This is a genomic window from Melioribacteraceae bacterium, from assembly GCA_030584085.1.
GTDB lineage: Bacteria > Bacteroidota > Ignavibacteria > Ignavibacteriales > Melioribacteraceae > SURF-28.
Genome location: CP129490.1, coordinates 1,129,462 through 1,142,212, shown reverse-complemented (window position 1 = coordinate 1,142,212; position 12,751 = coordinate 1,129,462). Strand labels below are relative to the sequence as shown.

At 33.7% G+C, this 12,751-nt stretch carries 13 protein-coding genes; 4 read left to right on the top strand and 9 right to left on the bottom strand.

What is annotated here, in order from left to right; genetic code table 11:
* Positions 1-9 precede the first annotated feature (9 nt).
* From QY331_05245 to QY331_05230, 4 genes are read right to left on the bottom strand one after another with little or no spacing between them, the layout of a single operon-like run.
* Positions 10-1,104, bottom strand: a complete 1,095-nt coding sequence (locus QY331_05245) for a glycosyltransferase (GenBank protein WKZ70660.1) — start codon at positions 1,102-1,104, stop codon at positions 10-12.
* Entirely contained in the window at positions 1,092-1,730 is a 639-nt protein-coding gene (locus QY331_05240; GenBank protein WKZ70659.1) for a polysaccharide deacetylase family protein, read from the bottom strand. Before QY331_05240 ends, QY331_05245 begins: the two co-directional genes overlap by 13 nt.
* Complete coding sequence (locus QY331_05235) at positions 1,727-2,854, bottom strand: glycosyltransferase (protein WKZ70658.1); 1,128 nt, start codon at positions 2,852-2,854, stop codon at positions 1,727-1,729. The genes QY331_05240 and QY331_05235 overlap by 4 nt, the downstream gene beginning before the upstream one ends.
* Positions 2,854-3,834 carry a lysylphosphatidylglycerol synthase transmembrane domain-containing protein gene (locus tag QY331_05230; GenBank protein ID WKZ70657.1) on the bottom strand — a complete coding sequence of 327 codons (981 nt, stop codon included), beginning with the start codon at positions 3,832-3,834 and terminating at the stop codon, positions 2,854-2,856. The genes QY331_05235 and QY331_05230 overlap by 1 nt, the downstream gene beginning before the upstream one ends.
* Before the next feature lie 64 nt (positions 3,835-3,898).
* Between QY331_05230 and rsmA the strand changes: the two genes are divergently transcribed.
* Genes rsmA through QY331_05215 form a run of 3 tightly spaced genes read left to right on the top strand, consistent with a single transcriptional unit; the run spans position 3,899 to position 7,006 of the window.
* Positions 3,899-4,681, top strand: coding sequence for a 16S rRNA (adenine(1518)-N(6)/adenine(1519)-N(6))-dimethyltransferase RsmA (gene rsmA / locus QY331_05225; protein WKZ70656.1), 783 nt, complete (start codon positions 3,899-3,901; stop codon positions 4,679-4,681).
* Positions 4,674-6,059: a magnesium transporter gene (gene mgtE / locus QY331_05220; GenBank protein WKZ70655.1), complete on the top strand. Its 1,386-nt coding sequence runs from the start codon at positions 4,674-4,676 to the stop codon at positions 6,057-6,059. Before rsmA ends, mgtE begins: the two co-directional genes overlap by 8 nt.
* Positions 6,056-7,006 (top strand): phosphatase PAP2 family protein, encoded by a 951-nt coding sequence (locus tag QY331_05215; protein ID WKZ70654.1) that lies wholly within the window; start codon positions 6,056-6,058, stop codon positions 7,004-7,006. Before mgtE ends, QY331_05215 begins: the two co-directional genes overlap by 4 nt.
* Here the strand turns inward: QY331_05215 and QY331_05210 are convergent.
* The gene (locus QY331_05210; GenBank protein WKZ70653.1) at positions 7,003-7,326 is read right to left on the bottom strand and encodes a hypothetical protein; all 324 of its coding nucleotides are present in this window, start codon (positions 7,324-7,326) and stop codon (positions 7,003-7,005) included. The genes QY331_05215 and QY331_05210 overlap by 4 nt on opposite strands.
* Before the next feature lie 72 nt (positions 7,327-7,398).
* Here QY331_05210 and ubiE point away from each other — a divergent pair, with 72 nt between their 5' ends.
* Complete coding sequence (gene ubiE / locus QY331_05205; GenBank protein WKZ70652.1) at positions 7,399-8,082, top strand: bifunctional demethylmenaquinone methyltransferase/2-methoxy-6-polyprenyl-1,4-benzoquinol methylase UbiE; 684 nt, start codon at positions 7,399-7,401, stop codon at positions 8,080-8,082.
* Here the strand turns inward: ubiE and QY331_05200 are convergent, their stop codons facing one another.
* From QY331_05200 to uvrA, 4 genes are read right to left on the bottom strand one after another with little or no spacing between them, the layout of a single operon-like run.
* Positions 8,083-8,883, bottom strand: coding sequence for a hypothetical protein (locus QY331_05200; GenBank protein WKZ70651.1), 801 nt, complete (start codon positions 8,881-8,883; stop codon positions 8,083-8,085). It lies immediately after the preceding gene.
* A 1-nt stretch (position 8,884) separates the two neighbouring features.
* Positions 8,885-9,475, bottom strand: coding sequence for an RdgB/HAM1 family non-canonical purine NTP pyrophosphatase (gene rdgB, locus QY331_05195; protein WKZ70650.1), 591 nt, complete (start codon positions 9,473-9,475; stop codon positions 8,885-8,887).
* Positions 9,476-9,483: 8 nt separating this feature from the next.
* A complete protein-coding gene (locus QY331_05190; GenBank protein ID WKZ70649.1) occupies positions 9,484-9,849 on the bottom strand; it encodes a carboxymuconolactone decarboxylase family protein in 366 nt (121 codons plus the stop codon).
* Position 9,850: 1 nt separating this feature from the next.
* Positions 9,851-12,694, bottom strand: coding sequence for an excinuclease ABC subunit UvrA (gene uvrA, locus QY331_05185; protein ID WKZ70648.1), 2,844 nt, complete (start codon positions 12,692-12,694; stop codon positions 9,851-9,853).
* Positions 12,695-12,751 lie beyond the last annotated feature (57 nt).

Below are 12,751 nucleotides of genomic sequence, written 5' to 3'. Positions count from 1 at the left end.
AAAATCCTATTAATTATAAACTCTTCCTTTCCAAACTACTTTTTGATTTGGTAATGTAAGAAATGGAAGAAGAAGCACGTAGAAAATAAAATACATCTCAAATAAGATGAAATGCTTAAACGATAATTTTAACCTTAGTTTTTCATGCACACCTTTGAGTGCAAAAAAATCTATAGCAAATTTGAAAAGTGACAAATATAAAGATAGTGGTGTGAAAAAGAAAGGTGTTAGTATCATCATTAAATGGGCTATAAACCCGGTTGCCATTACGCTGTATCCGGTGAGATCACTTTTTAAACCGCCAACTCCCCATCTTTTTTTCTGTCGCATTAACGATTTCCAATTTGGACAAGGTTTTGAAGTAACCATTCCTTCAGCTGTCATCGGATAAATAATTTTATATTTCTTTAAATAGTGCATTGCCATTAATAAATTAAAATCTTCAGTAACAGAAAACGGTAAAGCTTCATATCCTCCCACTTCTTCATAAACTGATCTTCTGTAGGACATATTATTTCCTATACAACTTAATGGTTTCCCGAGATTCATAACTCCACCAGCAACCATCAATAGGTAAATAAAATCAACGGATTGCATACCACCAAACAATGTATCATTAACTTGATCAGTAAAACCGCAAACCATCGCAACATCACTGTGATAGTAGGAAGCCAATTCCTTCGCCCAAGTCGGAGAAACCATACAATCGGCATCCGTTGTAAGAATAACTTCACCATTAGAAATTTTAATTGCGTTTGCTAATGCGTTTGTTTTCCCTTTTAAGGAACCAAGTTCGGCTTGAGGTTCTAAGTATTTAAATAATGGTTTATCCTTGATGAAATCATTTATCAACTTACCGGTATCATCTGTTGAATGATCATTTACTAGAATGATTTCCATTTTATCGTGGGGATATTCCAATTTTGAAAGTGAGTCCATACAATCGACAATATTATTCGATTCATTTCTTGCGGCAACGATGATACTTATAGTCGGCAACTCAGTTTCATTAATTTTATTGAACTTTTTCTTCGCACCAATGATGAAAAGAAAAGTTTGGAAGGTATATAAAACTATAATTGTAATAAAAATTATTTCAAACATTCTTCAGGTAATCCGAAATTAAAACCTTTTTTGAAAGTCGATTCAACCACATAATCAATTGACTGATCAATAATATCTTTTGATTTGAGTGAATCGTGTAATACAATGATTGAATTATTATGCAAAAAATTATCGATTGCAAATTTAACTTTGGAAAAATCATTTTGAAAATCATAAGTCATTATCGACCACATTACAGTTTTTAATCCTAACTGATATATAATTTTTGTTTGAGGTGGATAAATTTTACCATACGGCGGACGAAAATATTTTATATTATAATTTAATTGTTCTGAAACATGTTCAATATTTTTTTTAATATCTGCAATTAGCTCCGGTGTGCCCATTTTTGTAATCTTCGTATGATCCCAACCATGAGACCCAACTAAATGTTCATCTGCTAAAATTTCTTTTGTTAATGAAATATTCTTAACAATATTTTCACCTAAACAAAAAAAAGCAGCCTTAATTTTATGTTCACTAAGTTTCCTTAAAATTTGCTCAGTAGTTTCAATATTCGGTCCGTCATCAAAAGTTAGCAATACTCTTTGGTTTTCGGTTTCCCAAATTGTATGAGGGAAAAGCCTACGAATGATTTTAGGAGGAGTATAAAATATTTTTCTCATCTTTTAACTTTGTCTCCTTTCCAACGGAAATTCCCAAATAATCCTCCAATCGCAGAATAGATTATATACGGAATTTGTAAAATCTCGGCTATAAAAAATATTCTCAGCATTTTTCTGTCATACAATGAATTCGCTCCAAAATTCATAACCATATATTCCACGACAATTTTATTTACAAATGAAATTAAAAATGAAATCAGCAAAAATGAATTAAGAAAGATTCCACCGAAAAGTTGTAGCGGTAATGAAATATAAAATAGAAAGAGTAATATTATTGTCACAACCAAACTATTGTTTCTGTAGAAAATGCTTTTACTTGCCCACCTTTTTCGTTGTTCAAGAAATTCTTCCGGTTTTTGTTTGGGCTGTGTCTTAATTAGTGCTTTTTTATCATAAGCAAAATTAATCTTATAAGTTGTTTCAAGTGCTATTTTTTGAATAAGCATATCATCATCGCCCGAAGTAAAATTAAGTTGGTCATCAAAGCCGCCGACTTCCTCAAAAACTTTCTTTCTATAAGCAAGATTTGCAGCTGAACATATTGTCGGCTTTCCAATTCCAATTAGACCGGCACCTGTTAAAATTAATCCGGCATATTCAATTCGTTGAAAAGCAGAAAAGAATTTTCCATCCGTTTCAAAATCAACAGGACCTGCGACCACAGCTGTTTGATCGTCAAAATACTTTGTCATAGTTTCAAGCCAACTTGGATTATGATAGCAATCTGCATCGGTAACAATGATAATGTCGTTTTTGGATTGCTTGATTCCTTCTATTAATGCTTTCTTTTTACGCGCGGATTCTGATTTACTTCCAGTAAGATTAAGTATCCTTGAGTTCGTTGGTTGATGAGCCTCAAGATTCACTAAAGTTTCATCATTCGAATTATCATTTACAAATATAATTTCGTAAAACTCCTTGGCAAGTGACTGATTTTTCAAACTTTTGCAGAGACTTTCAACATTTTTGGCTTCATCCCGTAAAGGGATGATTACGGATAGTTTTTCGTTGAATTGGAAATGCTTTTCGTTCCTCGTTAATTTTCTTAAACCAAAATATACTTGGGAAATAAAATATACATAGTGAATTGTAATCAAACCAAGTAGAATAAATAATATTGTCATTACTTCTTCTTGACTAAAAATAGTAATCCAATTATTGCTGGAAGAATAACGTTGACAACAAAAAGAACTAAAGCAGAATTAAAACCAATTGCAGGGGCAAGTCCTACTAGTGCAATTAAATAAGATGCCGCACCTTCTCGCACACCCAAATCGCCAAATGAAAAAGGAAGAACTACGGTTGTAGCAAATAAGATTAGCGAAGCAATTATCATTAACTGATAATAATTCGAGAACTCAGCAAAAGCGTTTACAAGAAGAGCAAATTGCAAGAGAATAACAAGTAAGAATAAAACGTTAATCGAAAATATTTGGAGTTTCCCTTTATAGCTCTGGGATAAAAACTTATCTACAATTTTTATTTTATTCAGAACTTTTTCATTCGACTTAAATTTTCGTCTTATAATCGCTACGAAAAAACCATTAGTGAACAACAGATAAATGAACAGAGAAAATATTACGATAATACTTATCAACAACGGAATATCAACATAAAAATGTGAAGCATTAAGAGTACGATAAAATAAAACCGATGCTATCGATCCGAAAAAAGTAATGACAAGCATATTAATGATCTTGTCAATAAATGACACGATAGTAACATCAAAAAAATTAAATTCCTTTAATGGAATAGCACGACCAATAAATTCACCGATTCTTGCTGGGGTTGATAATCCTGATGAGATCCCACTAAAATAAGAACCAAGTACACGTACAAAAGAAATTTCACCCAATGACAGGTTCAGAACTAATTTCCACTTGTATGCTTGAAGAAATATATTTACTAGAGATAAAAGTGAAGCATATAAAATGTAAGAATAATTTGCCTCCGAAAATGCCGCAGCAATTTCAGTTATGGAAATGTAACCAACCAAAAATATCAATAAACCAAAAGCTATTGCAATTTTTAGGACACGGTCAATTATAACACGGTTAGCAACAATTTTTTGCAGTGTATTTATTATAGAATCGGTTGTAAACAAACTTAGCCCATTTATTCAACAAAATACTTAAATTGAATAATAATAAAAAAGATAAAGAATTACTTTGAAACAACATCCAAAACCACTAAAAAGATTTGGTCAAAATTATCTAGTTGATCAAAATATCGTAAAAAAAATTATAAGTGAGTTTGCTCCGACTCACGAAAATGTAATTATTGAAATTGGTCCGGGCAGAGGTGTGCTAACGGAACAATTAAATAAAACCGGAGCGACTGTTTATGCCGTAGAAATTGATAAACGAGTTATCGATGAATTAAAAGAAAAATTTCAAAATGTTCAGTTCATAAACAAAGATTTTTTGAAAATAAATTTAGACGAATTTGGTAATGAAAAGAAACTCCGCATAATCGGTAATATTCCGTATAACATAACTTCACCAATTTTATTTAAGCTAATTGACAACTTAGATTCAGTTAGTGATGCACTTTTTATGGTTCAATTTGAAGTCGCGCAACGCATAATCGCGAAACCAAGAACAAAAGAATATGGAATACTTTCGGTTATTTTAAATCATTTTTTTAATGTAGAGCTCTGTTTTAAAGTTCCTCCTACAGTATTTTATCCGAAACCGAAAGTAGATTCAGCAATAATTAAATTGACAGCTAATCGTATCAAAGAATCCTTTGATAATAAATTATTTATAAATACCGTAAAGGGTGCATTCGGTAATAGAAGAAAAAATTTAAAAAATTCCTATAGTAATAGTATATTAAGTGCTTATAAATTTGATTCCTTTCCGGTAGAACTCACAAAAAGGGCTGAAGAATTAATCATAAGTGATTATTTAAAGATCTATGAATTCTTTAAGAAACAGATAAATGATTGAAGAAACCGAAAATAAAGATATCCGAGATCTCTCAAAATTTGATTCCGAAATTTTTGAGAATATTTCAACACTAATAGAGAATCAAGCGGATAAAAATCTATTATCTATTCTTGCGGATTTGCACCCTGCCGATCTTGGCGAGATTATTAATCACTTAGATTTTGAAGATGCCGTTTATACTTTTAAACTATTAGATCACGAAACTGCCGGCGAAGTATTAACCGAATTAGATGAGAATCTCAGAGAAAAACTTCTCGCAGAAATTGAAACAGATCACATCGTAAACATCGTTGATCAATTAGATTCAGATGACGCTACCGACATAGTAAGCGATCTTCCCGAACAAATTCAAGAACATGTTCTTGACAAAATTGACAAAGAATATTCCGAAGATGTAAAACAACTATTAAAATACCCCGAGGATTCTGCCGGCGGTATAATGAACAGTGACTTCATATTTGTTTATGAAAGTCAGTTGGTAAAAGATGCAATTGAAGAAGTAAGAAAAAATGCCGAAGAAATTGATAACATCTACTATATCTATGTACTGAAAGATGATCACAAACTTGTCGGAACCGTTTCTCTTAAATCTCTTTTAACAAATCCATTGGACAAACCGCTTTCCGGTGTAATGGAAGAAGATTTGTTATACGTAACTCCGGATGTTGATCAGGAAGAAGTCGCAAGAATTATAGAAAAATATGATCTTGTTGCCATACCCGTAGTTGATGAGAATATGATTATGCTTGGCAGAATTACCATCGATGACGTTGTTGATGTTATTAACGAGGAAGCAAGCGAAGATTTACAACGTATAGCAGGTTTATCCGAAGAAGAAGAATATAGCGATAGCTCATTCAGGATTTCAAGAATTCGTTTACCATGGTTAGTAGTTGCATTAATAGGTCAAATGCTAAGTGCGGTTGTGCTTGCATCTTTTGAAGCTTCATTAGAAAAAATGATCATCGCAACTTTTTTCATTCCAATTGTGATGGCAATGGGTGGAAGTACTGGAACTCAGGCTGCTATTGTTATGGTTAAAAGTCTTACTGAAAGCGAATTTTGGATTAGCGATAGTTTCAGTAGATTATTTAAAGAATTTAGAGTGGCTTTAATTAACGCGACTGTTTGCGGTGCTATCTTGTTGTTAGTTTCTCATTTCTTTTTTGAAAATGAAATAAGGTTTTCTTTTGTGTTGACAGTAGCTTTATTTGTAATCATGACGAACGCTACAATGGTCGGAGCCATAATTCCAATTGGTTTTAAGAAATTCGGAGTTGATCCGGCAATTGCGACCGGTCCATTCGTCACTACGATGAATGATATTTTAGGACTTATAATCTATCTTACACTAGTTTCTCTATTTTTGGTTCAATGAATAAAGCAAAAAAATTAATTATAAATTTAAATGCGACCGATCTTCTTGTTGTAGTTTTCACAACATTTATTTCACTTCTCGCAATTCTTTTCAATGAAAGAGTTTTCCATTGGAAAGAAATTGTTCTAATCAATATTTTCTTTCAGCTCTTTGTTTTTACAGTTGCTTACTTTGACGAAAATCGCCGGAATGCTTTCACTCATCAATTACGATTTTGGTATTTAGTTCCAACCATACTTTTGGTTTTTAAGGAACTATACTTTCTTGTTGATCCGATAAGAGGGAAGATATATGATTACATATTAATAGAATTCGACCGATTCCTATTCGGTGGTGATCCGACACACTTCCTCGATCAATTCAGTAATCCATTTTTAACCGAGCTCTTACAAATTGTTTATGGAACATTTTTCTTTCTCCCGATTATACTCGGAATTAGTCTGCTTATCAAAGATAAAAAGCGCGAACTTTATTACATGGCATTTATTATAGTGCTTGGCTTCTTCCTCTCCTATATCGGATATTTACTTTTACCCGCAATCGGACCAAGATTTACTTTGCATGACTTTGAGTTGAAAAATGTTGAACTTCCGGGACTTTGGTTCACTAATTTTTTAAGAGAAATCGTTAATTCGGGGGAGTCAATTCCCTACGGAACACCGAATCCGGCGGCAGTTGTGCAAAGGGATGCATTCCCAAGCGGGCATACTCAAATGACTCTACTCGTAATGTATTTATCTATAAAGTTTAAGAGTCGTTCAAGATATTTTTTCATTCCAAATGGAACTTTACTCATCATAGCAACAGTTTATTTGAGATATCATTATGTTATTGATTTAATTGCCGGAGCCGTATTTATGATGTTTACCTTATGGCTTGGCAAATATATTTATAATTGGTGGATGGATTTTAGAGGTGATGAAAGATTTTATCTGGATAGTAATTAGACCAATCCGGCATCAACTTTTTTAATAGTTTCAACAATGATAGAGAAATATCTATCCAGCGAACAATTAGCGTCATCTCTTAAATAACAATGATCTCGATCTTGTGAAGCTTTACATTCTGCACAGATAGTATCTTTCAATTTTTCGTGGTAAACAGATAAATCATCGGAATCTGTATTTTGAACAACTTCGAGAATTCTTGGTAAATAATATTCAACGGCACAAAGTTCTTTTGTAGATAATGTACAATCACCTTCTTCGGTTGAATCAACGCAGATCGCACAAACATTTTTTCGGATTGCATCTATGTATCTTTGCATATTTTCCCTAATTTCGTTTTGAAAAAATTACCAATTAAGTAGTGTATTTTCAAGTGAACAATTTATTGGCTTATGGATAAGAAAAAAAGAGTAAAAAGAATTTTTGACGATATATCAAAAAGATATGATTTCCTAAATCATTTTTTGAGTTTGGGGATTGATTTTTATTGGCGGAATAAATCTCTAAAGTTAACGCAAATAAATAAAGAGGCTAAACTTCTAGATGTCGCATGCGGTACGGGTGATTTTGCGATTGCTGCAAACAAAATGGAGGTTAATAATATAATCGGGGCTGATCTTTCGATTAATATGTTGAAACTCTTTAACCAGAAAAGAGAATGGAGCAAGGGAAATATCGTTCAAACCGTTGCCGAAGATATTCCGTTTAAGGATAATTCTTTCACAAATATTACAGTCGCATTCGGTGTTAGAAATTTCTATGATATTTTAACGGGATTTAAATCTTTTTTCAGAATACTAAAGCTTAACGGTAAAGTGACAATTCTTGAATTCAGACTTCCCAAACACTTTCTTATTAGAAAATTGTATTCATTCTATTTTGATAAAGTATTGCCATTTATCGGGAAAATAATTTCGAAGGATAAAGAAGCCTACACTTATTTACCGGAATCAGTAAATGAGTTTGATGAAAAAATAGACCTACCTGAACTACTGACAAAAGCCGGATTTTCAAACATTCAAACTTTTTCCCTAACCTTCGGAATAGTTCAGGTAGTTATAGCGGAAAAACTATAGCTACTTAATGCTATAATTTACTAAAACTTCAGAAGCTGTAGCAGATTCGTCTTCAATATCCAAATCCCCTCCACCGAGAACGCCAATTAAGAAACCTGCACCTTCTAATTTTACAAGACCAACATCTTTTACAAACCATGCTGTCGCATTTACCGTAATTGTCTGTGGATTTGCTATGTCTTCAATTGATTCGGGAATTTTTATGGTTGCAACATATTCAACTTTTTCAGCTGTCATGTTTTGCTGCATTACGGTGACTTGTTCTTGTCCTCTATAATTTCCTGTAACTTTTAAGACATCCAAGCTTATCAAACCGCCAAATGCGCTTACGCGAACAACAAACGAATCCCATTGAGGAGTGTTAGCAAACGGATAACTGATTAATCTAATTTCAGGATCGGCTGTGATTGTCACAAGCGAAGGATCGATACCGGATGAATCAAGCATTTCAGAGAATATCGTTGCATCAATGTAGATAAACATACCAGTATCAGTTCTTCTGAATAGAAAATCGCCGGTAGAAACACCTGCTAAAGTTGTGATAGTATTATTCTGCTGAATATAAGTGGTATTATTAACTGTCTGCTGAGGCCCGTAATTTACATCACGAGTATATTGGTTAGTTCCGCTCGAATCAGTAGTTGAACCCTGATAATTAAAAGTGGAACCTGTCGTTCCGGGATAATATTCTTGGGCTGATCCGCCGTCATTTGTATCATCCGGTCCTCCGTCATCTTCACTACAGGAGACGGCAAAAATTAAAAGGAATAAAGTAATTAAATAGACAAGAGATTTTTTCATCTCACACCTCGGTTGTTAGTAAAATTTCTTTGAGTTGATTGAATGCTTTTGCGCGATGACTAATTTTATTTTTTTCTTGAAGAGTCATTTCAGCGAGTGTGGTTTCATAACCGTCCGGCACAAAAATCGGATCATAACCGAATCCATTAGAACCTCTAAAATCATGGATTATTTTCCCCGGTAATTTGCCAACACATGTCTGCAAGCTTCTGCCATTGAAATAAATAGCAACCGACATAAATTGGGCTTTATGCGGTTCGGGTAATCCTTCAAGTTCTTTTAACACTTTAAGATTGTTATCGTTAAACGTGCATCCTTCACCGGCATATCGTGCAGAAAGAACTCCAGGTTTACCACCAAGTTGTTCAATGGAAAGTCCGGAATCGTCGGCAATGGTCGGTAATCCATATTTGGAATAAACGAATCGAGCTTTGATCAGAGCATTATCTTCAAATGTTAATCCGTCTTCCTCAATTTCAGGTATATTTCCAAGTTCATCCATTGGAATTATCTGAATTTTTGTATCACTAAAAATATCAATAACTTCTTTTAATTTTCCTTTATTACCTGTGGCAAAAACAACTTTCCTCAAAACCTCTCCTATTTATTTGTTTCATTTTTTGAATCAGGTAAAAGTTCGTCCATTTGTTCCATCGCAAAACGTAGGTGAGGAATAACAATTGATCCTCCGACAATCAACGCAATGTTAAATGCTTCCATAAGTTCTTGTCTGTTTGCTCCTTCCTCAATCGCTCTATCAATATGATAGAGAATACAATCATTGCATCTCAAAACCATTGATGCGACAAGTCCCATCAATTCTTTCATTTTGGAAGGAAGCGCACCATTAATATATGCTTTATTATCTAGTGCAAAAAACTTTTTAAAATCCGAAAAACCGGAGTTAAGAATTTTATCGTTCATTTCAGAACGATAAGCTTTGAATTCGGTAATAGTAGTTTTCATTTTATCCTTTTATTCTATTTAATTCTTTTTTGAGAAACTTGCCCGTTAAACTTTTTTTATTTTCGGCAATTTGTTCGGGTGTGCCTTCGGCAATAATTTTACCGCCATGTTCGCCCCCACCCGGTCCTAAATCAATCACATAATCTGCAACTTTTATTACATCAAGATTGTGCTCGACGACAACAACAGTGTTTCCTTTATCAACCAATTTTTGCAGTACCTTTAATAAAATATTTACGTCATCAAAATGCAATCCCGTTGTTGGTTCATCAAGAATATAAAGTGTTTTACCCGTGCTGACTTTACTTAATTCAGTTGCTAATTTAACTCGTTGTGCCTCACCGCCGGAAAGTGTAGTTGCCTGCTGACCAATTTTAATATAACCGAGTCCGACATCATTCAGCGCTTTAATTTTTCTTTTAATACGCGGATGATCTTCAAAGAAATCAATTGCTTCTTCTACGGTCATATTGAGAACATCAGATATGGATTTAGTTTTGTAAAGTATTTCTAATGTTTCACTGTTGTATCGTTTTCCTCGACAAGTTTCACATAGTACATATACATCCGGCAGAAAATTCATTTCGATCTTCTTCACTCCATCGCCTTGACAATCTTCACATCTTCCGCCTTTTACATTAAAGCTGAATCTGCCTGGTTTATAACCTCTTACTTTTGCTTCGGGAAGTTGAGTATAAAGATCACGAATAAAAGTAAATAAGCCGGTATATGTAGCCGGATTTGATCGTGGAGTTCTACCAATTGGCGACTGATCTATTTCAATTACTTTATCAATATTTTCTAATCCGGATACATCTTTATATGGAAGCGGAACAACTTTTGACTTGTAATATTTTTTCATCAAAATTTTTACGAGAGTTTCATTAATTATACTTGATTTGCCGGAACCACTTACACCGGTTACACTCGTAAAAGTTGAAAGTGGAATTTTGAGATCGACATTTTTTAGATTGTTACCGGATGCACCTTCAATTTTTATGAAGTTACCGTTTCCTTCTCTCCGCTTTTCCGGAATTTCAATCTGTGTTTTATTTTTTAAATAATCTAAAGTGATTGATGAATAACCGTTTTTGGATTTTAGAAATGTCTCTGAAACTCCTGACAAACAAACTTCTCCTCCATGAATTCCGGCACGTGGACCCAGATCAATTAAATAATCCGCACTTTCAATTGTTTCACGATCGTGTTCGACTACTATTACAGTATTGCCAAGATCTCGCAAGTTCTTAAGCGAATCAATTAGTTTTATATTATCACTTTGATGCAAACCGATACTTGGTTCATCCAAAACATAAAGCACACCGGCAAGTTGTGATCCAATTTGTGTTGCAAGTCTAATTCTTTGAGATTCACCACCGGAAAGTGTACGAGCACTTCTATCGAGTGATAAATATTCTAATCCAACATTTAGAAGAAACGATAATCTTTCTGTAATTTCTTTTAAAATCTGCGATCCAATTAGTTGATCTCTTTCATTTAATTTTAATTGAGCAAAGAATTGATCGCATCTCTCGATTGATAATTTTGTTACTTCACTTATATTTTTACCGCCAACTTTAACGGAAAGCGATTCCTTTTTTAGTCTTCCACCATTGCAAGTTGAACAAGTATTTGTGTTCATAAATGCTTCTGCCCAATCGCGGATTTTATTCGATGAAGTGTTGTCAAAATAGTGTTTGACATAATTTAGAACACCCGAGAACTTATGCATATAAGTGACTGATTTACCACTGCCAAATTTATACTGAAACGAAATTTTTTCTTTACTGCCGTTTAGTAAAACTTCGCGTTGTTCATCGGTCAATTTCTTAAGCGGCGTATCAAAATCAAAACTAAATTTCTCGGCGACACCTTCAAGCTGATTAAAAAACCAAATGTTTCGTGGTTTACCTAAAGGTTCTAGTGCGCCACCATTTATACTCTTTGACCAATTTGGAATAATTAAATTTATATCCAATTCTTTCTTCTCACCGAGTCCTTCGCAGTCCGGACAACTTCCGTAAGGCGAGTTAAATGAAAATGAGTTTGGCGCTAATTCTTGATAACTTATATTACAATGATGGCATGCTAAATTTCTGCTATAAACTTTATCTTCAGATGAACCCTCTTCGGATACAAAAATATTTCCGTTCCCATAATTCAAACCAACATCAGCGGATTCACTAACTCTAAATCTTGATTTATCCGTTACCTTAAAACGATCGATTAATATTTCGATATTGTGCATCTTGTAGCGGTCAACTTTGTAACCACTTTTTAATTCGATGATTTCACCGTCAACTCTTACTTTAACGAAACCATCGCGTAACATTTCCTCAAACAATTCACGATAGTGACCTTTTCTTCCCCGAACAACAGGAGCGAAAATCTGAATTTTCTTATTTAAAAATGTTTCTTGAATTGAATCTATGATTTGATCTGAAGATTGTTTTTCGACAGGGCGACCACAATTATAACAATGTGGTTTACCAACTCGTGCATATAGCAATCTAAGGTAATCATAAATTTCCGTAACGGTTCCAACAGTCGAACGAGGATTTCCGGATGTCGATTTTTGTTCAATAGAAATTGAGGGACTTAATCCTTCAATTAAATCAACATCAGGCTTTTCGAGAAGATCTAAAAATTGACGAGCGTACGCAGAGAGAGATTCAATATATCTTCTCTGACCTTCGGCATAAATTGTGTCGAATGCTAAGGATGATTTACCGGAACCGGATAAACCGGTTATCACAACTAGAGAATCACGAGGAATTTCAAGATCGATATTCTTTAAGTTGTGTTCCCGGGCGCCTTTTATAATAATTTTATTTGTGAAGTCCATTAGTCAGTTTATAAAAATCCAAAACTTTATATTAGTTTAAGAACAACTGAAAATCAA